Below are 23,531 nucleotides of genomic sequence, written 5' to 3'. Positions count from 1 at the left end.
TACGATGTGTTTCATGCAGCGGACAACCCATCAACGAAGATCTCTGAAAAGGAACCGTCATGAAAGCCGTAGGACTTTATCGCTACCTGCCGATCAGCGAGCCCGAAGCGCTGCTCGATCTCGACATCGACAAGCCCACGCCGACCGGCCGCGATCTGCTCGTGAAGGTCGAGGCGATTTCGGTGAACCCTGTCGACTACAAGGTGCGCGCGCCGAAGGATACCGTCGAGACGACGCCGCGCGTGCTCGGCTGGGATGCCGCGGGCACGGTCGCCGCGGTTGGCCCGGAGGTCACGCTGTTCAAGGTCGGCGATCCGGTGTTCTATGCGGGCAGCATTACGCGTCCGGGCGCGAACAGCGAATTTCATCTTGTCGACGAGCGGATCGTCGGACGCAAGCCGGCCTCGCTCGACTTCACGCAGGCGGCCGCATTGCCGCTCACGGCGATTACCGCGTGGGAAGCCCTGTTTGCGCGCCTGCATGTGTCGCCGCAAGGCGCCGATGCAGGCCGCACGGTACTGATCATCGGCGGGGCGGGCGGGGTCGGTTCGATCGGCATCCAGCTCGCGAAGCAGCTCGCGAAGCTCACGGTCATTGCGACCGCGTCGCGGCCGGCGTCGGCGAAGTGGGCGAAAGAACTCGGCGCCGATCATATCGTCGATCATTTCGGCGATATGCCGGCGCAATTGAAAGCGCTTGGCATCCCGCAAGTCGACTATGTGCTGATGTTCAACGATACCGATCGGCATTTTCCGGCCGCCGCCGAAATGATCAAACCGCAAGGTGCGATCTGCACGATCGTCGAGAACGAACGGCCGGTGCCCGTCGAGCTGTTGAAAGCGAAGAGCGGCGCGTTTCACTGGGAGTTCATGTTCACGCGCGCGATGTTCGGCACGTCCGACATGATCGAGCAGCACAAGCTGCTGACCGAGGTCGCGCGGCTCGTCGACGCGGGCACGTTGCGCACGACGGTCGGCGAGGATCTCGGGCGCATCAACGCCGGGAATCTGCGCCGCGCGCACCGGATGCTCGAGGAGGGGCGCGCGATCGGCAAGCTCGTGCTGACAGGCTTTTGAACGAAGGCGCGCGCGTTCATCGCGTACGGCAAGCGGGGTAATACCCGATCCGATCGATGCACGCACGCGCGGCGCACCGCGTTAGACTGGCTGGCAGGGCGTTTGCATGGGAGACCGCCCGCCAGCACAACAACGAGGTGACATATGAGCAAAAGCATGCGTATCGGCTCGAGCTTCTCCGCCGTTTCTGTTGCTGCCTTCTTCGCCTGCATGCTGGCCGTGTTGCTGCTGACCGAGGTCGCGCGGCTCGTCGACGCGGGCACGTTGCGCACGACGGTCGGCGAGGATCTCGGGCGCATCAACGCCGGGAATCTGCGCCGCGCGCACCGGATGCTCGAGGAGGGGCGCGCGATCGGCAAGCTCGTGCTGACAGGCTTTTGAACGAAGGCGCGCGCGTTCATCGCGTACGGCAAGCGGGGTAATACCCGATCCGATCGATGCACGCACGCGCGGCGCACCGCGTTAGACTGGCTGGCAGGGCGTTTGCATGGGAGACCGCCCGCCAGCACAACAACGAGGTGACATATGAGCAAAAGCATGCGTATCGGCTCGAGCTTCTCCGCCGTTTCTGTTGCTGCCTTCTTCGCCTGCATGCTGGCCGTGTTGCCTGCGAGCAGTCTTGCCGCGACGCCGATCACCGTCACGTCGAAAGCGTCCACCGATGGACCGATCCGCTACACGGTGAAGGTCACGTCGAAGCAGTTCGGCAATTCGCAGGAAACCCGCACGATCCGCTCGGGCGAATCCGACGACTTCACATGGAAGACCGTGCCGCCCGGGGGCCCGGTGCCCGCGCCGGACGAATGCCCGAACTACGCGTCGTTAGCGCTCGATTCGAACGGCGCGATGATCCGCCAGACGCAGATCCGTTTTGCACCGGTCGTCGCGAAGGACGGCACGGCAACGGTGCAACTGAACTTCCAGGCGCAAACGCCGCATGGCACGAAGGACGTCACGAGCCATGGCAAGACGCTCAAGTGTCCCGACTACACGGCGGTGAGCCAGGTGCTCCGCTTTACGATGCCGACCAACGGCAGCACGAAGACCTTGACGCTCAGCGATGGGTCGCAGATCGCGGTGACGGCGAAGCGGTAAGCGAGACGCCGCTAGCGGGCGCGCTCGACGAGCCGCGACGCGAGAAACCGGTGCTCGGCCGAGAACAGCTTGCGATACGTGAGCAGCACCGCGCCGACCGTGGCAAGCGCCGACGCGGCCGCGATCAGGAACATGATGACGATCTGATAGCGCACGGCCTGCAGCGGCGACTGGCCCGCCAGCACCTGACCCGTCATCATGCCGGGCAGGCTGACCACGCCGACTACCGTCATCTGATTGAGCGTCGGGATCATGCCGGCGCGCACCGCGTCGCGTGCCGGTCCCTGCGCGGCTTCCCAACGCGTCGCGCCGAGCGCGAGCGCCATTTCGACGCGGTCGCGCCGCGCCGTCAGTTCCTCGGTCATCCGCTCGATGCCGAGCGAGACGCCCGTTAGCGCATTGCCGAGGATCATGCCGAGAATCGGAATCGCATACTGCGGCTCGTACCACGGGTGGATGCCGATCACGACGAACAGCCCGACCGCCGCGACGAGCCACGAACCGGCCCAGATCGACACAATGCTGTCCGCACGCTGACCGGCGTAGGTCCGTTTGCTGCGTCCCGCGCCCGCAAAGCCGGCGATCAGCGTCATCGCGATCATGAGCGGTAGCACGAAATACCAGCGCGCGTGGCTGAACACCCAGCCGAGCACATATCCGACCGCAAGCAACTGGACGATCGTGCGCGCTGCCGCCCACGCGAGCTTGCGTTCGAGATCGAGCTTGAGCAGCAGCGACAGCGCGCCGTTGACGACGATCAGCAGCGCGGCGATGCCGACTTGCCACAGGCTTAAGTCTTGCAATGTCATCGTGTCGATTCCTTGCCGGCTGCGATGTCGGGTTTTGCGCTGTGTTGTGCGGTGTTTTCGGCGCTGTCGCGATGCGCGTAAAGCCTGCTATCCGCTTGTTCTGCTTGTTCCGCTTGTTCCGCTTTTTCGCTCAGCACGCCTGCGCGCATGATCAATTGCCGCTTGCCGACGCGCGCCGCCTGAGCCGCGTCGTGCGAAACCCAGATCCATGCGCGCGGCGTCGCGGCATCGTCGAACCATGCATTGATCAGCGCCTCGCACGCGACCGTCGATTCGGGATCGAGCGACGCGGTCGGCTCGTCGAGCAGCAGCACATCGGGCACGAGTTGCAACACGCGGATCAACGCGACGATCTGCGCTTCGCCGCCCGATAGTTCGCTTGCCTGACGTTCGAGAAAGCCCGCGCCGCGGCCCGCGCGCGTCGCGAGTGCTTCGGCGTAGCCGCGCTCGAAGCGCGCATCGCGATAGACGGAGAGCGAGAACGGATAGCGCAGATTGTCTTCGACGCTGCCGTCGAGCAGCGCGGGGCGCTGCCGGATATAAGCGACCGCGCGGCGGTAGCGCGGAATCGCGGCGCGAGACACGGCCTTGCCGCGCCAGCGCACGTGCCCGGCCGAAAGCGGGTCGAGCAGCGCGAGCGCACGCAGCAGCACGCTCTTGCCCGAGCCCGAAGGACCGGTGACCGCGACGCGATCGCCGCCGGCGAGCGCGAAATCGGTCGGCTGCAACAGGATCGTGCCGTGCACGGCGTCGCGGCGCACGATGCCGTCGGCCTGTACGAGGGGAGTAGCCGTCATCATGTTCGTATGTGGGGAGATCGCGCCAGCTTTGCTTGCTGCGCGACGCGTCGCGATGCGACGCATTGCACAACGGGAGGCTGGCGCGGCTGTCATGTTAAGCCGCGGCGCGCCTTCGGGCAAACCGGGCACGCGATCTGCTGACGAATCGGCGCACGGATAAGACCGGAGCCAAGGCCTCATGAATGTTTCGCAGAAGAGCCACCCGTCGCTCGCACGCCGCATCGGCAAGATCGTCGCATGGTGTATCGCCGTGCTCGCGATACTGATCGCAGTGCTAGTCGTCTTCATTCTGACGTTCGACTGGAATCGTGCACGCCCATGGGTCAATGAAAAAGTGAGCGAAGCCATCGGGCGACCGTTTGCGATCGAGGGCGACCTGAAGGTCGGATGGCGCCATCCGGTCGGCGAGACCGGGTGGCGCGGCTGGGTGCCCTGGCCGCGTTTCTCGGCGGCCAACATTACGATTGCCAATCCCGACTGGACGAAGCAGCCGCACTTCGCGACGCTCGATGAAATCGACTTCGAGGTGAAGGTGCTGCCGCTGATTGCGCATGACATCGTAATTCCGGCGATCCGTCTCGTGAACCCGTCGGTCGATGTCGAACGGCTCATCGATGGACGCAACAACTGGACCTTCAAGTTCAAGCAGTCGGCCAGCCCATCGGAATGGAAGCTCGATCTGCACGACATCGAGTTCGACAAAGGTCATATCGCCGTCAGCGACCAGCAGAAGAAGCTCGACATGCAGGTGGTCGTCGATACCTTGGGCAAGCCGATTCCGATCGGCGAGGCGCTCGAGCAGCAGCAGGAGAAGTCGCGCGCCGAATCGGCGCAGCAAGTTGGACGGGCCGGCGCGAATCGGCTCGAGAAGCAGGCGAAAGCGGCAGAGGCGTCGGCGGCGTCGACCGCTTCCGGCACGACGGCCGCGATCGAGCCGCCCGCCCATGGGGCGTCGGACGCCGTCGCGTCGGGCGCCTCGACCGTCGTTGCCGCGCCGGGTGCGGGGGCGACGGCGAGTGCGTCCGGCGCATCGGATCTCGCGGCCGTGCCGGCGAGCGGCGTGAGCATACCTGCGGTTGCAGGGCCGCGACGCCAGATCATCGCGCCATACGCGATCGGCTGGACCGTCAAAGGCACGTATAACCGTCAGCCGGTATCGGGCAGCGGCAAGGTCGGCGGCGTGCTTGCGCTGCAGGACGCCGATCGTCCGTTTCCGATCCAGGCCGATGTGCACGCCGGCGATCTGCACGTCGCACTGGTCGGCACGATCACCGATCCGATGCATCTGGCCGCGGTCGATTTGCGCCTGTGGCTGCGCGGCACGAGCCTCGACCGTCTCTACGGATTCACCGGCATCACCTTGCCGGAGACGCCGCCGTATGCGACCGAAGGCCATCTGATCGGCCAGTTCAAGGACAGCGGAAACGTATTCAGATATGAAAATTTTACAGGTCGCGTCGGCGGCAGCGACCTGAACGGCACGTTGACCTATGTGGGCCGCAAGCCGCGTCCGTTGCTGCAGGGCGAGCTCGTTTCGCACGAGTTGCGCTTTGCGGACCTCGCGCCGATCATCGGCGCTGACAGCAATGCGAGCAAAGCCAAACGCGGCGATACGGCCCGGCAACCATCGGACAAGGTGCTGCCGGTCGAGCCGTTCAAGACGGACCGCTGGAAAGCGATCGATGCGGACGTCAAGTTCACGGGCCGGCGCATCGTCAAGGATCCGAGCCTGCCGATCACAGACCTTTACACGCATGTCGTCATGAAGGACGGCGTGCTGACGCTCGAGCCGCTGAAGTTCGGCGTCGCCGGCGGATCGCTCGCGTCGAATATCGATCTGGACGGCAGCGGCGCGCCGCTCAAGGGACGTTTCTCGACATCGGCGCGTCATATCAAGCTCAAACAGCTGTTTCCGAAAGTCGGGACGATGCAAAGCGCGCTGGGCGAGATCAATGGCGACGCGGCCCTGTCGGCAACCGGCAATTCGCCGGCCGCGCTTGCCGCGACGTCGAACGGCGAAGTGAAGCTGCTCGTGACGGACGGCACCGTGAGCCGCCTGCTGATGGAAGCGGCTGGCCTTAATGTCGCGAACGTGATCTACGAAAAGCTCTTCGGCAAAAACGATGTGAAAATCAACTGCGCGGCGGCGGACTTCGTCGTGACCGACGGCGTGCTCGATTCGCGCGTTTTCGCACTCGACACGACCGACGCCGTGATCAACATCGACGGCAACATCAATCTGCGCGACGAGACGCTCGATCTCGGCGTCCACCCGCACACGAAGGGCTTCCGCATTTTTTCGCTGCGCTCGCCGCTCTATGCGAAGGGGACGTTCAAGAATCCGCATGTCGGCGTGAATGCGGCGGCGCTCGCGCTGCGCGGCGGCGCGGCCGTCGGACTCGGTCTCATCAATCCGTTCGCCGCGCTGATCCCGTTGATCGCACCGAGCAACAACAAGCCGTTGCCCTGCCAGGAGCTGCTTTCAAAGGTAGGCACGAAGCCGGTCGCGCCGCCGCCGGGCCAGAAGGAAAAGCCGAAGGCGCCGTTGCTGACGCCGGACAATACGGCGGCGTCGGGCGCGCAGCCGACGCGTCGAGACACCCCTGCTCATGCGCCGGCGAACGGACCTGCAAGACAGACTCCGAAGACGGCTACGCCGGACAAGGCGGCCGAATACAAGGGAAGCTGACCTGTTGTCGCGTTTCGGTCACGCACAAAGATCAAATATCGATGAGTATTCGACCCGGTGCCCGGCGTCGATGATACGGGCCGCGAAATATCCGGTTGGTCGACACTGCGATGCAGTGACGGTGCCATCGCGTGCAGTGCGTTCCCGCAGCAAAGACGGAGAAGGCCGCGCATGTGCGCAGCCTTCTTTCTGTACCTGAACGAATGACGACGGGTTAAACGCGGCGGCGGGCGTGAGAACGATTGTTTCGCTACGCGCGAAACCTGACGATATCGACAAACCCTAGCGCAGCGAACGCGGCGTTGCGTCGCCGGCATCCTGACGCCGCATGCGCCGTGCACCGGCGGCTGCGCGTGTCGCGCCGAACTCGGGGAGAATCCGCGCACGCGCGCGGCTTGCGAACACGAGGAAGCCAAAGCCGTCGGCCTCGTACCAGTAGCCGCCGTTCTCGAGTCCATCGAGCGGCTGCTCGAGCGCGTTTGCGATCGATTCGATGCAGCGGCGGCGCAATTCGGCCGTGGCCGGATACGGCGGCTGAGCACCGCGCACGCAGCATAGGAGCACGTCGAGACCCGGCAGCACGTGGGCATAGAGCACCGGTTCGTCCTGCGCACGGGCGCGCGCGATTTTGGTATCGAGCTGGCCGAACGCCTTGAAATGACGTAGTACCGCGAGGAACGACTCATCGCCGTCCACCTTCGCGCGTCTACGCTTTTTCGGGAAGGACATAAAAATTCGCCTGAAAAAGAATTGCAAGAAACGCAGCGTCCTCATGCGACCACTCCCGGCTTCGCGCGCCGCACGTCGATCTTTTATAGCATACGAAAATGCCGGATTCACGGTGATTCGACATTGTTCCGTCTCACACCGGCCCGTGCGGAACATGCCCAATCGTGTCGCCGTGCGCTTTCGCGTTCTGTGCATCTGTCTCCATCATAGACGCAGGGGCTGCGCGATGGATTCCGTCACCGATAAAAAAGGCATTTTTGTGTGCGCCAGCACTTCTCCAACATAATTTGCCGCGCGGTATTGCGCATCGCTTCGCATGCGCCATGCCGCACCTTCTCGCCGCGTTGAAATGTCGACCATTCACGTCGATAATGGCTCGGTTCCAGCCGCGCAGCGCGCGGCGCGCCGGAGCTGCCCGGTTTTCAGGCTACCTGAGGTCGTCGTGGTTGCCTACCCGTGCATGTCCTGATGCCTCGCCTTCGCGCGTTGTTCGCTGTCTGGCGGTTGCCTGGATATTGCCTGGTTTGCTACTCAGTTCGCTGCTCATTGTGCCGCCTGTCGTCCTGTCCGCTTGCCTCGCGCACGTTACGGTGCATCGATCGCGCTGTCTGTCCTTGCGGCCGGAACGACTGTTTGCGGTCGGAACGTTTGCCAGCCGAATATGAAACTATTCACGAAGGGTTTGTTGCTGATCGCATTGCCGAGCGTCGTCGAGCTCGCACTGCTTGCGCTGGTGTTCGATACGCAGGAGCAGACCGCGCTTGCCGTGCAGTCGGCCGCGAACAGCAAGCAGATTCTCTATCAGGCGTCCGCGCTCGAAGACCCGCTATTGCGCCAGGCGGCGCGCGTGCGCACGGGGCTGATCGTCGGCGATCCGGCGTTTATCGAGCGTCATGCGGCCTGGGTCGACCTGTCGGACCGGCTCATGCATCTCGATCAGCTCGTGGCCGATACGCCGCAGCAGGCCGCGCGCGTGCGCACGATGCGCGATGCGATCGACCGGTATCACGCGCAGGCCGTCGATGCCGCCGATGCGCTGCGCGATGGCCGCAGCACGAAAGCCTATATTTCGCTCGAAGCGAACACGATGCCCACGCAGATCGGCATCGTGCGCAACGAGCTCGATGCGTTTGTCGCCGAAGCTTCGCGTCTCGACGCAAAGCACAGCGCATCGGTGATGCGAACGCGTGCGCGCCAGCAGTATGCGCTGATCGCCGCCGTGGTCGGCTCGATGCTGATCTGGGCGGTCACGGCGCTCGTGTTCGCGCGCAACATCGGCCGCCGTCTCGAAGTGCTGACCGATAACGCCGAACGCCTCGGCAACGGTCAGCCGCTTTCCGCACCGCTTGCCGGCAACGACGAAATCGCGGCGCTCGATCGCGCGCTGCACCAGACGAGTGCCCGTCTGCGCGTGGCGGAGCAGGAGCAGGTCACGCTGCAAAAGCGGCTCGAGGCGCGCGCGGCGGAACTCGCCGGCGTCAACGAGGCCCTGCGCCAGGAGACGCAGGACAATGAGATGTTTATCTACAGCGTGTCGCACGACCTGCGTTCGCCGCTCGTGAACCTGCAGGGCTTTTCGAAGGAGCTGCAGGTGTCGTGCGACGATGTGCGCGCCACGATCGATGCAGCGAACCTGCCCGACGTCGAAGGAAGGCGCCTCGATCGCGTGCTCGATGGCGATATGCGCGAGTCGCTGCAGTTCCTGCGCTCGTCGGTCACGCGCGCGGCGGCGATCATCGATGCGCTGTTGCGCATTTCGCGCGCCGGGCGCCTCGAGTATCAGTGGCAGCGCGTCAGCGTCGGCCGCGTGGTCGCGCGCGCGGTCGATTCGCTGGAAGCGCAGATTCGCGAACGGTTCGCGATCGTCACCGTGCGCGACCTGCCGACCGCGTGGGGCGACCCGGCCGCGATCGAGCAGGTGTTCAGCAACCTGATCAGCAACGCATTGAACTTCCTCGATCCGGGACGCCCAGGCCGGATCGAAGTGGGCGCGCTTCCCGCCGAACCCGAGGACGAAGCAGACCCGCAAGCGCCGACGACGCGAACCTTCTATGTGCGCGACAATGGCCTCGGAATTCCGGCGGCCTACATGCCGAAGATGTTTCGCGCGTTCCAGCGGCTGCATGGCGATGTATCGAAGGGCGACGGCATCGGTCTCGCGCTCGTGCGTCGCACGGTGGAACGGCACGGCGGCCGGGTCTGGGTCGAATCGGCGGAAGGCGCGGGGTCGACGTTCTTCGTCGTGCTGCCGGATCAGCCGGTGCGCACGGCGTGAGCCTCGCGGGCGAAGCGACCGGCCGGTTGGCGAAGCCTGCCAGGATCAGGCAGCCGGTGCGGCCGGTGCGGTCGGTGCGGTCGGTGCAATCGGCTGCAGTGTCTGAACGGCGATCGCGGGCCCGGCCGGCAACGGGACAATCAATTACAGCGACGGGGGCAGCAGTCAATGCACGCAGCGGACGGAGAAAACATGACGGGTTCGGCAGCAATGGGCAGGGCCGTGGGCATCGTGCTCGTCGAGGATGACGATGGGCACGCTACGCTCGTCGAGCGCAACCTGCGCCGGGCGGGCATATCGAATGGTTTCGTAAGATTCGCGGACGGCCAGCAGGCGCTCGATTACTTCTTTGGCGATCGGCCGCCTGGCGAGCATGCGGGCAAGTATCCGCCGCGCGACGATCTCGCGAACTACGTCGTGCTGCTCGATCTCAAGATGCCGCGCGTCGACGGCTTCGAGGTGCTGCGGCGGCTGAAGGAGTCGCCCACGACGGCAGCGATGCCGGTCATCGTGCTGACGACGACCGACGATCCGCGCGAAATCGAACGGTGCTATGAACTCGGCTGTAACGTGTACATCACGAAGCCGGTCGAGTACGACGCGTTTATCGAGGCGGTGCGCCGGCTCGGGTTCTTCCTGCAAGTGGTTAAACTGCCTCCCGGCCACCGGATGATCGTCGCGTGACGGCACGCGCGCCGCAGCGCGGCGATGCGTGCATATGCGTGCTTATGCGCGCGCGATGTGCGAGGGCGCGGTCGTTGGTCATTGACAGCAGAGACAACGAAGAAACAGCATGACACCAGAAGGATCCACGTTGCCCGCGGCTCATGTGCTCGTCGTCGACGACGACGAGGGCATCCTGCGGCTCGCGCGCAAATCGCTCGAACGCGCGGGCTGCAAGGTCGCGCTGTGCGCGGGCGTCGGCGCGGCGCGCGCGCGGATTGCCGAGAGCGAGCCGGACCTGCTCGTGCTCGACTATCAGCTGACCGGCGCGGAGACGGGGCTCGATTTCTTCCGGCGCTTGCGCAGCGAAGGCGTGCGCGTGCCGGCCATTCTCGTGACCGGCTTCACCGACGAATCGCGCGTGATCGAGGCGCTGCGCTCGGGCGTATCCGACGTCGTGCCGAAGGCCGGCGACTATCTCGACTATTTGCCCGAAGCGGTCGAACGCGTGCTGTCGCAGGTGCGGCTGCAGCGCGCATCGGCCGAAGCGCTGATGCTGCGCGATCGCGAACAGCATTACCGCACGCTTTCCGAAGCGCTGCCGCACCTCGTGCTCACGTGCAACGCGAGCGGCGCGTGCGATTTCGTGTCGAAGCAATGGGTCGATTACACGGGGCTCGAAAGTGCGGCTTCGCTCGGCCTCGCGTGGCTCGACGCCGTGCATCCCGACGATCGCGAGGAAGTGCGCCGCACGTGGTTGAAGACCGTGCGCAGCGGCACGTCCGAGTATCGGCACGAACTGCGCATTTGCCGCAACGATGGCATCTATCACTGGTTCGACACGCGCATCGTCGCGATGCGCGACGCCGACGGCACCGTCAGCAAATGGTTCGGCAGCTGCACCGACATCCATTCTCAGCGCGAGGCGATCGAGGAGCGCGAGCGGCTGCTCGAGTCGGAGCAGACCGCGCGCCAGGCAGCCGAAGAAGCGAACCGCGCCAAGGATCGTTTTCTTGCGATGCTGTCGCACGAGCTGCGCACGCCGCTTACGCCGGTGCTGGCCGGCGCGCGCATGGTCGAGATGATTCCGGGACTGCCCGAAGCGGCGCGCTCGGGCATCGCGATGATTCGCCGCAACGTCGAACTCGAAGCGCGGCTCATCGACGATCTGCTCGATCTCACGCGCGTGGCGAACGGCAAGCTGCGTCTGTCGCATGAAACGGTCGATGTGCACGAAGTGATAGACAGCGTGCTCGAGCTTTTTCGCAGCGAGATCCAGGTCAAGCAGCAGGACGTGCATGTCGACAAGGCGGCTCACCATCACTATGTGCTGGGCGACCGCGCGCGGCTGCAGCAGATGCTATGGAATCTGATTCGCAATGCGGCGAAGTTCACGCCCGATGGCGGGCATATTTATGTACGCACGCGCGACGAGCGCATGCATGTGCAGATCTCGGTGGAAGATACGGGCGTTGGCATCGAGCCCGAGCAGATCGGCAAGCTCTTCAATGCATTCGAGCAGGGCAGCCAGAACATGTCGCGGCAATTCGGCGGCCTCGGGCTCGGGCTGGCAATTACAAAGGCGCTGACCGATGCGCATGGCGGCACGGTTACCGCGTATAGCCCCGGTGCGCATTGCGGCGCCACCTTTACGATCACCTTGCCGACTGCCGAAGCGCCGGCAAAAAAGCCGGTCGTGGCGGACGCATCGACGCGTCATCCGGCCGGTGCGCTTTCGATTCTGATGGTCGAAGACCACGAAGACACCGCCGAGGTCATGGCGCAGCTGATTCGCATGCTCGGCCACGAAGTGACCGTGGTAGGGCGTGTGGCGGATGCGCTTGCGGCAACCTCGAGCGCGTCGTTCGACCTGATCGTCAGCGACGTCGGTTTGCCCGACGGCACGGGCATCGACTTTATCCGCGTGCTTCGAGAGCGCTCCGACGTGCCGGCCGTCGCGCTGACCGGTTTCGGCACCGACGAGGATATCCGGCGCTGTCTCGATGCGGGTTTCAACGCGCATCTGACGAAGCCCGTCAACTTCATGCAACTCGAAAAAGCCATTGAGAGCGCGGCGAATACCAAGGCGCAAAAGGCTTTGGGCGACGGCGCGAACGCGTTCTGAAGGACGCCTCGGCATGCGCCGCACTGTGGCGCGGGGCGTAGCGTGCGCGCCGAAGTCGGCTAGCGCGGTGAATTCTTCAGCGAATCGCGAATCTCGCGCAGCAGCAACGTATCTTCGGGCGGTGCGGCCGGCGCCGCCGCTTCAGCGGGCTTGCGCAGATTGTTGATGAACTTGACCATCAAAAAGATGATGAACGCGAGAATCGCGAAGTTGATCACGGCCGTTATGAATGCGCCATAGCCGAACACGGCGACGCCTGCGGTTTGCAGGTCTTTGTATGAACCCGGGTTGCCTTTGAAGTTGTCGGGGATGTGCCCGAGCAGGATGAACAGGTTCGAGAAATCGAGGCCGCCGGTTGCGGTGCCGACGATCGGCATGATCAGGTCTTTCACGACTGAATTGACGATGGTGGAAAATGCACCGCCGATAATCACGCCGACTGCCAGATCCATCACGTTGCCCTTGAGGGCAAATTCCTTGAATTCCTTGATCATGCTCATGAGGCATATCTCCTGGTGGTCAATGCACGCATGATAGCGAACGATCGGACAGGCGGGTAGGACGTCTTTTCTGCGCGGCTTGCTGCACGCCTGATTGCGCCTCCGAGTGCGCCTCCGGCTGCGTCCGTTACGTCTGTGCCGAACGCGCGCGCTCGATATGAGTCGCGAACGTGAGCGTATCGGTATTGGTTCCGCATAGCAGCACGCCGACGCGTTTGCCCTGCAGCGTTTCGCGCAAGGGGCCGAGCAGCGCTGCGGTCGCTGCCGCGCAAGCAGGCTCGACCGCGAGTTTGAGTTGCGAGAACAACGTGAGCATCGCGGCGCGCAACTGGTCGTCGGAGACCGTTACGAGCCGGTCGATATGCCGGCGGCACAACTCGTAGCTGTATTGCTCGCTATGCGGCGACATCAGCGAATCGGCGATCGAATGCATATGGCCCATCTTCACCGTATGGTTCGCGGCGAAGCTGCGGCTCATGACGTCGGCGCCTTCGGGCTCGACGCCGAACACATGCACGCGCGGATTCGCGAGGCGCAGCGCAGTGGAGACGCCGGCCGCGAGGCCGCCGCCGCCGACCGGCACGATCACCGCGTCGAGATCGGGCGTTTGCGTCGCCCATTCGTAACCGAGCGTCGCACTGCCGAGCACGGTGCGATAACCGTTGAACGGGTGCACGAAATAGCGGCCTTCTTCCGCTTCGATCCGGCGCACGATCTCGAATGCTTCAACCGCGTTTTCCGCGATCACGACTTCCGCGCGGAACTGACGGCATAGCGCGATGCGCGCCGGGTTGGCCGAACGGAACACGACGACCTTCGCGCTGATGCCAAGCCGCATCGCCGCATACGCGACCGCGATGGCATGATTGCCGCCCGATACGCATGTCACTCCCGCACTGCGCTGCGGCTCGTCGAGCGCGAGCAGATTGGTAAACGCGCCGCGCGCCTTGAAGCTGCCGCCCGCTTGCAGCAGTTCGAACTTGAAGTTGACGAGCGTGCCTTCGAGCGTCGGGAAGTCCATCCGGTCGAACACCGGCGTTCGCACGACCCACGGCGTCAACGCAAAATGCTGCGAGGCGATCGCATCGAGCGTCGGAATCGGCTCGCCGTCGATCGTGTGGTCGGTGTGCTGCTGGATGGCGGTGGACATGGCGTGATCGTACGTGGATTGCGTTTGTGGGGGATGCTTGCGCCGGGTCTGAAGACTCAGGCTGTACGTGCGTCGACCGACATGCTGTGAATGAACTTGCCGAGAAAGCGTTCGCATTGCACGAGTTGTTCGAGCGCGACGAATTCGTTCGCCTTGTGCGCCTGCTGGATATCGCCGGGTCCGCAGACGATGCTCGGAATGCCGGCACGCGAGAAAAGTCCCGCCTCGGTGCCATAGGCGACCTTGCGCTTGTCCTGATTCGCGGTGAGCGCGCGCACGAGTTGCGTGATCGCCGTTTGTTCCGCCGCGTCGAGACCCGGCGCCGCGGCGACCTTCGTGAATTCGATCGCGGCTGCCTCGTGCTCGCGCTTCATTTTCGGCAGCAGCGTTTCGCGCGCGTACTGCTCGATGCGCGCGAAGATCGGTTCGGGCTCGAGCGTCGGCAGATTGCGGAACTCGAATGCGAAACGGCATTCGGCCGGTACTGTGTTGACCGCATTGCCGCCTTCGATCGTGCTCGTTTGCGCAGTGGTGAACGGTACGTCGTAGAGTTCGTCGAACGGCCCTTGCTCGCGGAACCGATCGGCCATGTCGCGGATGTAGCAGATAAGCCGTGCCGCATATTCGATCGCGTTGACGCCCTTGGGCGTGAGCGACGAATGCGCGGCCTGACCGCGCACGCAGCACCGGTAAACATTGATGCCTTTGTGCGCGATGACGGGCCGCATGCTGGTCGGTTCGCCGACGATGCAGCCGTCGGGTTTGATGCCGCGCCTGATCAGATCTTCGATCATCAACGGTGCGCCGACACAACCGACTTCTTCGCCGAACGACAGCGCAAGATGAATCGGCCGCGCGAGTTTCGTATTTTGCATGTCGGGCACGAGCGTGAGCGCCGCGCCGATAAAACCCTTCATATCGCAGGTGCCGCGGCCATACAGTTTGCCGTCGCGCACTTCGGGCCTGAATGGATCGCTATCCCACTTCTGGCCATCGACGGGCACGACGTCGGTATGTCCGGACAATACGACGCCGCCATTCGTTTCGCCGTCGTGCGCGGGAATCGTCGCAAAGAGATTGGCCCACGTGCCGCCTTCGCCGTGCGTGAGCGTGGCGTCGATGCCCTGGGTGCGCAATGCGTCGCGCACCGTTTCGATGAGTCCGAGATTCGGATTGCGGCTGACGGTGTCGAACGACACGAGGCGCTCGATCCACGGTAGCGAGACCGGAGCAGTGCTGGAAAAGGCGTTGGAAGAAGCGTTGACGGAAACGTTTGACACAGCGGATGCGGATGGAGAAGACGTTCGTGAGGGCTGAGCTGCTGATTCAGCGACCTGGGACATGACGGGACTCCACTTGATTGTCTGCCCGATCATACCGAAAAACCCTTAATAAGCCAAAGCGCTAAAGGTCAGATAAAGCGCTGATAAAGGGCAATTAAATCGTTTGCGCGATGCAGCATAAATCGCTAATACGCGCGCTTGCAATTGCGTTCGGCTCGCATTAGCAGCGGCTACCGGCGCAATAACTCGAGCATCGCGTCTTCGTAGATTCGATAGACGGGAGCGATGCTCGCCAGTTCGACGCGTTCATCGCTGGCGTGCAGCCGTTCGCCGCGCGGACCGAAACCGCACAGCGCGGGAATGGCCAGCGACGCGAGGTAGTTGCCGATATTCGAAGGCCCGGCCACTTCACACCGCGGCACTGCACCGAATGTGCGCTGTGCGGCTTTGCACAATGCGCCCAACATGGGGTGCGTATCGGCCACCCGATAAGCGGGCCAGCCTTCGATCCATTCGATGTCCGTCAATAGTTTATTTGCAGGACTGGAGGTATAGGCGATGTCGTGCGCGCGAATTGCGTCCGCAATCAGGCTGCGCGCGAGCTTTGCATCGAAGCGGGGCGTGAGCCGGATATCGATCTTCAGTTCGCAACGATCGGGTACGGCAGCGAAGCCGCCGTCGCCTGCCTCGATGCCGGTCACGCTCAATTGTGCCTGGCGGTCAAAAGTCGTGTCGTCGATATCGGGCAGCGGCACGTCGTGCAGCGCGTTGGCCAGCGCGCCGCCGCGTACCGCCGCGTTGAGGCCTCGCGAGCTGCCGCTGCCTGAATGCGCGGCAACGCCATGCACGACGAGCTTCGCGCGCAGAAAGCCGCGTGCGCCGACCATGATGCGCTTGTGTCCCGGGTAGCCGATCAATACGCCATCGGGGCGCGATGCGTCAGCGTCGCCCGTGGTTCGATTGGCAACGCTGTCAAATTTGACGGTCGTGTCGGCGAGACGGTCGACCTGGTGGTCGACGAACTCGTCGAAGAAGGCACGTGCACCGCCGAAACGGCCCGTGTGTTCGTCGAGGTCGAGCAGCAGGCCGATACGGCCGGTGAACTCCGAGGTGCGTTGCGAAAGCGCGACGAGCAGATGCGCAAACAGCGCTGCGCCGGCCTTGCTGTCGGCCGCCCCGCGGCCGTATAGCCAGCCGTCGACGATCCGCGCGCCAAGCGGCGGCTGGGTCCAGAGCGCTTCGTCGCCGAAGCCGGCGGTGTCGAGCGTCGCGTTGAGCACGTAGTAGGGCGCATGGCCGCAAGCTTCGTCCGATGAATGGGACGAAGCATGGGCCGGCGTGGCAGCGCTTCCACGAACTTCCGTGTACAACCCGAGCGGCTCGCCGCCTTGCGACACGAGGCGTGTGCGCGGCAGGTTCGGCGCATGTTGCGCGAACCACTGCTCGATGCACTCGAGTATCGGTGTTGTGGGATCGATTCCACCGCGGCTCGGAATGCACACGAGCTGCGCGAGCAGAGCGACGATCGAGGCCGTGCGGGCGTCGAGTGTGTCGAGCACGCGGGGCGCGTCTCGCGCAAGCGCGGCTCGATCCGCGTCGTTTGCGCGCGTTTCGCCGTGGCCGCTCCCCGCTGCGTCCTTCATCGCAGCCTCATTGCGCGGTCGCGCGCTGACCGGCCGCGCCTCGCGCCGGCGCACCGAGCGCACGCAACGTCTCCTTGACGGTCGCGACGCGCACCGCGAGATCGGGGCTGCGCGTTTCGATGCGCAGCTTGTCCTGTCCCGCCAGCTTGATGTGCTTGTGCTTCTGAACCATGTCGATGATGCGCATCGCGTCGACCGGCGGGTTCGGGATGAATTGCAGCGCGATCACGGCTTCCCCCGCATCGATCTTCGAAATGCCGAGCGGCCGTGCCGCGAGCCGCAGCCGGTGCGTTTCGACGAGCGCATGCGCTTGCGGCGGCATCTTGCCGAAGCGGTCGATCAGTTCTTCCTGGATGCCGTCGATCGAATCGTTGTGCTCGCAATTGGCAAGCCGCTTGTAGAGCGACAGGCGTTCCTGCACGTCGCCGCAGTAATCGGCGGGCAGAATCGCGGGCGCGTGCAGATTGATTTCGGTCGTCGCCGCGAGCGGCGAGGTGAGATCGGGCTCCTTGCCGTCCTTCAGCGCCTTGACGGCATCGTTGAGCATGTCGGTGTATAGCTGGAAACCGATCTCGTGAATTTCGCCCGACTGCTTGTCGCCGAGCACTTCGCCGGTGCCGCGAATTTCGAGGTCGTGCATCGCGAGATAGAAGCCTGCGCCGAGCTCTTCCATCTGCTGAATCGCTTCGAGGCGCCGCTGCGCCTGCTTCGTGAGTCCCTGCGGATCGTGCACGAGCAGATAGCTGTAAGCCTGGTGATGCGAACGGCCGACACGGCCGCGCAACTGGTGCAATTGCGCGAGGCCGAACTTGTCGGCGCGGTGAATCAGAATGGTGTTCGCGCTCGGCACGTCGATGCCGGTCTCGATGATCGTCGTACACAGCAGCACGTTGGCGCGCTGCGCGACGAAATCGCGCATCACGCGTTCGAGTTCGCGTTCGTGCATCTGTCCGTGTGCGACGGCGATGCGCGCTTCGGGCACGAGCGCCTCGAGCATCGCGCGGCGATTCTCGATCGTCTCCACTTCGTTATGCAAAAAGTAAACCTGGCCGCCGCGCTTGAGCTCGCGCAGCATCGCCTCGCGAATCACGCTGTCTTCCTCGCGGCGCACGAAGGTTTTGATCGCGAGCCGCTTTTGCGGCGCCGTGGCGATTACGGAGAAGTCGCGCAAGCCTTCGAGCGCCATGCCGAGCGTGCGCGGAATCGGCGTCGCGGTCAGCGTGAGCACGTCCACTTCGGCACGCAGCGCTTTGAGCGCCTCCTTCTGACGTACGCCGAAACGATGCTCTTCATCGATGATCACGAGCCCGAGCCGCTTGAACTGCACTTCCGACGAAAGCAGCTTGTGCGTGCCGATCACGATGTCGACGCTGCCTTCGTTGATCTGCTGGATCGCCGCGTTGACTTCCTTCGTGGTCTTGAAGCGGGACAGTTCGGCGATGCGCACGGGCCAGTCGGAGAAGCGGTCGCTGAATGTCTGCGTGTGCTGCTCGGCGAGCAGCGTGGTCGGCGACAGCAGCGCGACCTGTTTGCCGCCCATCACCGCAATGAATGCGGCGCGCAGCGCGACTTCGGTCTTGCCGAAACCGACGTCGCCGCAGACAAGCCGGTCCATCGGCTTGCCGCTCGTCATATCGCCGATCACGGCGGCGATCGCCGCGGCCTGGTCCGGCGTTTCCTCGAAGCCGAAGCTTTCGGCGAACTTCACATAGTCGCGCGGATCGAGCTTGAACGCGTGGCCTTCGCGTGCCGCGCGGCGTGCGTACAGATTCAGCAATTCGGCGGCCGTATCGCGAATCTGCTGCGCGGCCTTGCGCTTTGCCTTCTCCCACTGGCCCGAGCCCAACGCGTGCAGCGGTGCGCTTTCCGGGTCCGCGCCGCTATAGCGCGAGATCACGTGCAGCTGGGAGACCGGCACGTATAGCTTGCTTTCGCCCGCGTATTCGAGGTGCAGAAACTCGGTTTCGCCTTCGCCGAGATCCATCGTCACGAGGCCCATATAGCGGCCGATGCCGTGCTGCGCATGCACGACCGGATCGCCGACCTTCAGTTCGGACAGGTCGCGCACCATCGAATCGACGTTGCTCGCCTGTTCCTGGCGGCGGCGTCCCACACGGCGCGCGAGCGGCCCGTAAAGCTCGGTTTCGGTGATGATCGCGATGCCTTCGCCCGGCAACGCAAAGCCGCTCGCGAGGGGGGCGACGCCGAGCGCGAACCGCACATCGGCGGCGAGCCACGCTTCGAAGCTGTCGACTGAGCCACCGCGCAGATCGTTTTCCGCGAGCAACTGCGCGATCGTTTCGCGGCGCCCCGCCGACTCCACTGCGAACAGCACGCGATTCGGCGTCGTGTCGAGATACGCGCGCAATGCCGTGATGGGATTTTCCGCGTGACGGTCGATCGCGAGGTTCGGCAGCGGCGCGGCCCAGCCGCCCTCGGCTTTCGCGGGCAGTGTCAGGCGCGCGAACGGCTTCGCGAGCGTGAAGAAATCTTCATCGGACAGAAAGAGCCGCTGCGGCTCGAGAATCGGCCGGTCGCGATCGTGCGACAGGAAGTTGAAGCGTTGCCGGGTGTCGGCGGTGAAGCGTTTGATGGCGGCGTCGAGGTCGCCCGTGAACACCAGATGCGAGCCGTCGGGGAGATAGTGGAAGAGGGTGGCGGTGTCTTCGAAAAAGAGCGGCAGGTAATACTCGATACCGGCCGACGGTACGCCATTGCCGATGTCCTTGTAGATCGACGCCCGGCTCGGATCGCCCTCGAACACTTCGCGCCAGCGGCTGCGAAATGCCGTGCGCGACGCTTCGTCGAACGGAAACTCGCGGCCCGGCAGCAGACGCACGTCGCGCACGGGGTACAGGCTGCGCTGCGTGTCGGGATCGAACGCGCGGATCGAGTCGACCTGATCGTCGAACAGGTCGAGCCGGTATGGCAGCGGCGAGCCCATCGGAAACAGGTCGATCAGCGACCCGCGCACGCAGTATTCGCCGGGGCGCATGACCTGGCTGACGTGCTCGTAGCCGGCCAGCGTGAGCTGCGCTTTCAGTTTCGCTTCGTCGAGGCGCTCGCCCTGCGCGAACGCGAACGTGTAGGCGGCCATGAAGGACGCGGGCGGCATGCGGTAGAGCGCCGTGGTAGCCGGTACGAGCAGGATGTCGCAGCGGCCTTCGCCGAGGTCGTGCAGCGTCGCGAGCCGCTCCGAGACCAGATCCTGGTGCGGTGAAAACGTGTCGTACGGAAGCGTTTCCCAGTCGGGCAGCAGCCGCACACGGGCATTCGGCGCGAAGTACGGGATTTCCTGCGACAGACGCTGCGCGTCGACCGCGCTCGCGCAGACCACCGCGAGGAGCGGCAACTGCGAGTGGTACGCGAGGTGATAGCGGGCGATCAGCAGCGCGTCGGCGGAGCCTTGCGAGCCGTCGAACGCGAAACGCTGGCCGGCTTTGACGAGCGCGACGGGGGGATTCCATTGGGCGGCGGGCCGCCCGGGGCCATTCTCCTGCGGAGAAGCGGCTTGCGGCGGATTCGACGGGGATGCGGCGGTGTCGGACATAAATAAGGAAGAACGGCCGTTTTATGAAGTAACGTCGGGGTAGCGTCAGGGCTCGCTTCGTGCGGACTTTGAGCAGACTTCGGAGCAGGCATCGACTGCAGCGCGACAGAAACGGCAAGTTTACGCGTGTCGGGACGTGCGGACGAAAGACCTATTATAAAATCCGACCTTCACTTTGACTTTGCACCGTCCGTTCTGTGACTCCCCGCCTGTTTGCCCTGATTCCCGGTGCGGGCACCGGCAGCCGCTCCGGCGCGCCGATGCCCAAGCAATATCGAAGCGTCGCCGGACGCGACATGCTGCATTACTCGCTGGCTGCATTCGATGCGTGCAGCGAGTTTTCGCAGACGCTCGTCGTGCTCGCGCCGAACGACGAGCATTTCGACGCGCGCCGCTTCAGCGGTTTGCGCTTCGCGGTGCGGCGTTGCGGCGGCGCGTCGCGTCAGGCGTCGGTGCTGAACGGGCTGCATGCGCTCGCCGAGTTCGGCGCGCACGACAGCGACTGGGTGCTCGTGCACGACGCCGCGCGTCCCGGCATCACGCCCGCGCTGATCCGCTCGCTCGTCGATGCGCTGAAGGACGATGCGATCGGCGGCATCATGGCGTTGCCGGTCGCCGATACGCTCAAGCGCATCGCGCCCGACACCGATACGCGCATCTCGCGCACCGAGGGCCGCGACGGGCTCTGGCAGGCGCAGACGCCGCAGATGTTCCGCATCGGCATGCTGCGCGAGGCGATCCTGCGTGCGCAGCAGGACGGCCACGATCTGACCGACGAGGCGAGCGCAATCGAATGGATCGGCCACGCGCCGCGGCTCGTGCAAGGGAGCCTGCGTAACTTCAAGGTCACCTACCCGGAAGACTTCGATCTCGCGGACGCGATCCTGAGCCGCCCGGCGGCCACGCTCAACGCGGCTTCTTCATAAAAACGACGTACTCGCTACAACGGACCCACTATGGATTTCAGAATCGGACAAGGCTACGACGTGCACGCGCTCGTGCCGGGCCGGCCGCTCATCATCGGCGGCGTGACCGTGCCTTACGAGCGCGGTCTGCTCGGCCATTCGGACGCCGACGTGCTGCTGCATGCGATTACCGATGCGCTGTTCGGCGCCGCGTCGCTTGGCGACATCGGCCGTCATTTTCCCGACACCGACAAGGAATTTGCCGGCGCCGACAGCCGCGTGCTGCTGCGCGAATGCGCGGCGCGCATCGCGCGCGCGGGCTTCTCGATCGCGAATGTCGACAGCACGGTGATCGCGCAGGCGCCTAAGCTCGCGCCGCATATCGACGCGATGCGCGCGAATATCGCGGCGGATCTGCAACTGCCGCTCGAGCGCGTCAACGTGAAGGCGAAGACCAACGAGAAACTCGGTTACCTCGGGCGGGGCGACGGGATCGAGGCGCAGGCCGCGGTGTTGTTGACGCGTTGATGCGGCGATGTGCCGCCTGAATCCGCGCGCCGGCCCGGGCGCGCGCGGCGCGCCGCTGCCTCGAACGCGTCCATGAAAAGGAGAACGCCACGCAGATCATGCGTGGCGTTTTCGCTTCAGGCGCGGCGGTATCGTGTACCGCCGCGCGCGAGAGTGCACGTTGTTGCCGCAGTGAGCTCGCGTTGCCGGTTTGCGTCGCTCGCTTGTGCGGCGTATCCGGGTCGCTTATTTGCCCTTAATTGCCCTTATTTGTCTTCAGCAGCAATCACGAGCGCCGCCGCATTGACCACGGCCGCAATCCGGCCGACGTCGCGCAGCTGCGTCGAGCTCATGCCTTCCTTGAGCAGCGTGTCGAAGTGCGACTTCACACAGAAGTGGCACTTGCCGATGATCGACGCAGCCAGCGCGTACATTTCGAAGCGGCGCTTGTCGACACCGCCATGCGACGCGTAGGCGTTCATCCGCAGACCTGCCGGCTGCCCCTTCAGGTCCGCGTTATCCGTCATCTCGACGTACGGATACCAGACGTTGTTCATGCCCATCAACGCGGCCGCCGTCAGCGCACCGTTGGTTTCTTCGGGCGACAGCACGCCCGCGTTGCGGATCGCAGAGATGAGCGCCGGGCTCTTCGATGCGAACGCTGCAGCAAGCGCGACGCCGACTGCGTCATTGCCTTCGAGCGACGAGCGCGCAATCGTGCCGTCGAGGTTCAGACGGATGTCCTTCGCGTAGTCGGGGACAAGTTCTTTGATCGCGGACAAGAATTCCATAGATATCTCCTATCGAGTTGCCGATAAAAAAGCCCGCCGGCTTTTTCAAGCTTAGCGGGCTTTCAGCTGCAATGGCTTACAGCGTGGCGCCGCCGACTGCGCGGTTGCACGGGCACAGTTCGTCCGTTTGCAGGCCGTCCAGAATACGCAGGATTTCCGCCGGGCTACGACCAACGTTCAGGTTATTGACCGAAACGTGCTGGATCGTGTTGTCCGGATCGACGATGAACGTAGCACGCAGTGCCACGCCAGCTTCGCGGTCGCGCACGCCGAGCTGGTCGACCAGTTCGCCCTTGACGTCGCCGAACGAGTAGTGGTTCAGCTTGTCGAGGTCCTTATGCGCCTGGCGCCATGCGAGCTTCACGAATTCGTTGTCGGTGCTGCCGCCGAGCAGAACGGCGTCACGCTCTTCAAAATCTTTCGAGAGCTTGGCGAATTCGACGATTTCCGTCGGGCAGACGAACGTGAAGTCCTTCGGATAGAAATAGATGATCTTCCACTTGCCCGGGAACGACTGTTCGGTGATTTCTTCGAACGCCGACACGCCGTTCTCTTCGTGGTGGTTAAAGCCAGGCTTGGCAGCGGTGACGGTGAAAGCTTCGAGTTTATCGCCGATGGTTTTCATGCAGACACTCCTATGTGAAAGTGGCAAACGGTAAAAAGCGGGCCAAAAGCCAGTAAAAAGCGAGGTGATTCAAAAATGGCGATTGCCGGAAAGCCGTAACCGCCCAGACGAAACGGATCGGGTAGCGCCGCGCGCTGGGCTCACCGCTGGGCGCTCTAGCCATGCGCTGCGTCCCACAGACAAAACTATAACTCTATTGCTATTTGTGGTCAATAGTTTTTCACTAACGAACCGGATAGATTTTCTTCAACGCACCGATAGTGTGCACCCAAGCGATTGTTTTCGGATTCATTCCGAGTCAATCTTGTTTTTATAT

The 23,531-nt window shown here is 64.0% G+C and carries 18 protein-coding genes and 1 pseudogene; 9 read left to right on the top strand and 10 right to left on the bottom strand.

Features of this window, described 5'->3' with window-relative positions; all coding sequences use genetic code 11:
- Positions 1-59: 59 nt before the first annotated feature.
- The 3 genes and pseudogenes from BTO02_RS12420 (at position 60) to BTO02_RS12410 (ending at position 2,171) form a co-directional block, all read left to right on the top strand.
- Positions 60-1,076: a zinc-binding alcohol dehydrogenase family protein gene (locus BTO02_RS12420; protein WP_075157286.1), complete on the top strand. Its 1,017-nt coding sequence runs from the start codon at positions 60-62 to the stop codon at positions 1,074-1,076.
- Positions 1,077-1,301: 225 nt separating this feature from the next.
- Positions 1,302-1,457, top strand: a pseudogene (locus BTO02_RS33855) (zinc-binding dehydrogenase); the annotation flags it as partial.
- A 144-nt stretch (positions 1,458-1,601) separates the two neighbouring features.
- On the top strand, positions 1,602-2,171 hold the full coding sequence (locus BTO02_RS12410) for a DUF6013 family protein (RefSeq protein ID WP_198039139.1): 570 nt from the start codon (positions 1,602-1,604) through the stop codon (positions 2,169-2,171).
- An 11-nt stretch (positions 2,172-2,182) separates the two neighbouring features.
- Here the strand turns inward: BTO02_RS12410 and BTO02_RS12405 are convergent, their stop codons facing one another.
- Positions 2,183-2,980, bottom strand: a complete 798-nt coding sequence (locus tag BTO02_RS12405) for an ABC transporter permease (protein ID WP_075157285.1) — start codon at positions 2,978-2,980, stop codon at positions 2,183-2,185.
- The gene (locus tag BTO02_RS12400; protein ID WP_075158823.1) at positions 2,977-3,777 is read right to left on the bottom strand and encodes an ABC transporter ATP-binding protein; all 801 of its coding nucleotides are present in this window, start codon (positions 3,775-3,777) and stop codon (positions 2,977-2,979) included. The genes BTO02_RS12405 and BTO02_RS12400 overlap by 4 nt, the downstream gene beginning before the upstream one ends.
- Before the next feature lie 181 nt (positions 3,778-3,958).
- On the opposite strand from BTO02_RS12400, the gene BTO02_RS12395 reads away from it, so the two are divergent.
- Positions 3,959-6,469, top strand: coding sequence for an AsmA family protein (locus BTO02_RS12395; protein ID WP_075157284.1), 2,511 nt, complete (start codon positions 3,959-3,961; stop codon positions 6,467-6,469).
- Between the two features lie 282 nt (positions 6,470-6,751).
- Here BTO02_RS12395 and BTO02_RS12390 read toward each other — a convergent pair whose 3' ends face one another.
- Positions 6,752-7,243, bottom strand: a complete 492-nt coding sequence (locus tag BTO02_RS12390; RefSeq protein ID WP_075157283.1) for a hypothetical protein — start codon at positions 7,241-7,243, stop codon at positions 6,752-6,754.
- Between the two features lie 616 nt (positions 7,244-7,859).
- Between BTO02_RS12390 and BTO02_RS12385 the strand changes: the two genes are divergently transcribed.
- From BTO02_RS12385 to BTO02_RS12375, 3 genes are all read left to right on the top strand, one after another.
- Positions 7,860-9,473, top strand: a complete 1,614-nt coding sequence (locus tag BTO02_RS12385) for a sensor histidine kinase (RefSeq protein ID WP_075157282.1) — start codon at positions 7,860-7,862, stop codon at positions 9,471-9,473.
- A 192-nt stretch (positions 9,474-9,665) separates the two neighbouring features.
- Entirely contained in the window at positions 9,666-10,157 is a 492-nt protein-coding gene (locus tag BTO02_RS12380) for a response regulator (RefSeq protein WP_075158822.1), read from the top strand.
- Positions 10,158-10,266: 109 nt separating this feature from the next.
- Entirely contained in the window at positions 10,267-12,261 is a 1,995-nt protein-coding gene (locus BTO02_RS12375) for a hybrid sensor histidine kinase/response regulator (protein WP_075157281.1), read from the top strand.
- Positions 12,262-12,320: 59 nt separating this feature from the next.
- On the opposite strand, the gene mscL is transcribed toward BTO02_RS12375, so the two are convergent.
- The 5 genes from mscL to mfd all read right to left on the bottom strand — a co-directional run bounded on the left by mscL (position 12,321) and on the right by mfd (position 20,387).
- Positions 12,321-12,761 (bottom strand): large conductance mechanosensitive channel protein MscL, encoded by a 441-nt coding sequence (gene mscL / locus BTO02_RS12370; protein ID WP_075157280.1) that lies wholly within the window; start codon positions 12,759-12,761, stop codon positions 12,321-12,323.
- A gap of 127 nt (positions 12,762-12,888) precedes the next feature.
- Positions 12,889-13,911 carry a threonine/serine dehydratase gene (locus tag BTO02_RS12365; RefSeq protein WP_075157279.1) on the bottom strand — a complete coding sequence of 341 codons (1,023 nt, stop codon included), beginning with the start codon at positions 13,909-13,911 and terminating at the stop codon, positions 12,889-12,891.
- A 56-nt stretch (positions 13,912-13,967) separates the two neighbouring features.
- Positions 13,968-15,254: an acetylornithine deacetylase gene (argE, locus tag BTO02_RS12360; protein ID WP_075158821.1), complete on the bottom strand. Its 1,287-nt coding sequence runs from the start codon at positions 15,252-15,254 to the stop codon at positions 13,968-13,970.
- A 170-nt stretch (positions 15,255-15,424) separates the two neighbouring features.
- Positions 15,425-16,837: a M20 family metallopeptidase gene (locus tag BTO02_RS12355; RefSeq protein ID WP_083615239.1), complete on the bottom strand. Its 1,413-nt coding sequence runs from the start codon at positions 16,835-16,837 to the stop codon at positions 15,425-15,427.
- A 7-nt stretch (positions 16,838-16,844) separates the two neighbouring features.
- On the bottom strand, positions 16,845-20,387 hold the full coding sequence (gene mfd, locus BTO02_RS12350; protein WP_232243350.1) for a transcription-repair coupling factor: 3,543 nt from the start codon (positions 20,385-20,387) through the stop codon (positions 16,845-16,847).
- Positions 20,388-20,584: 197 nt separating this feature from the next.
- Between mfd and ispD the strand changes: the two genes are divergently transcribed.
- Both ispD and ispF read left to right on the top strand, forming a co-directional pair.
- Positions 20,585-21,313, top strand: coding sequence for a 2-C-methyl-D-erythritol 4-phosphate cytidylyltransferase (gene ispD / locus BTO02_RS12345; RefSeq protein ID WP_075157278.1), 729 nt, complete (start codon positions 20,585-20,587; stop codon positions 21,311-21,313).
- A gap of 30 nt (positions 21,314-21,343) precedes the next feature.
- The gene (gene ispF / locus BTO02_RS12340) at positions 21,344-21,820 is read left to right on the top strand and encodes a 2-C-methyl-D-erythritol 2,4-cyclodiphosphate synthase (protein ID WP_075157277.1); all 477 of its coding nucleotides are present in this window, start codon (positions 21,344-21,346) and stop codon (positions 21,818-21,820) included.
- 245 nt (positions 21,821-22,065) lie between these two features.
- Here the strand turns inward: ispF and BTO02_RS12335 are convergent, their stop codons facing one another.
- Both BTO02_RS12335 and BTO02_RS12330 read right to left on the bottom strand, forming a co-directional pair.
- Complete coding sequence (locus BTO02_RS12335) at positions 22,066-22,590, bottom strand: carboxymuconolactone decarboxylase family protein (protein ID WP_075157276.1); 525 nt, start codon at positions 22,588-22,590, stop codon at positions 22,066-22,068.
- A gap of 76 nt (positions 22,591-22,666) precedes the next feature.
- Complete coding sequence (locus BTO02_RS12330) at positions 22,667-23,215, bottom strand: peroxiredoxin (RefSeq protein WP_075157275.1); 549 nt, start codon at positions 23,213-23,215, stop codon at positions 22,667-22,669.
- Between the last annotated feature and the right edge of the window lie 316 nt (positions 23,216-23,531).

Source organism: Paraburkholderia sp. SOS3 (genome assembly GCF_001922345.1).
GTDB lineage: Bacteria > Pseudomonadota > Gammaproteobacteria > Burkholderiales > Burkholderiaceae > Paraburkholderia.
This window is presented reverse-complemented; position numbering and strand designations above follow the sequence as displayed.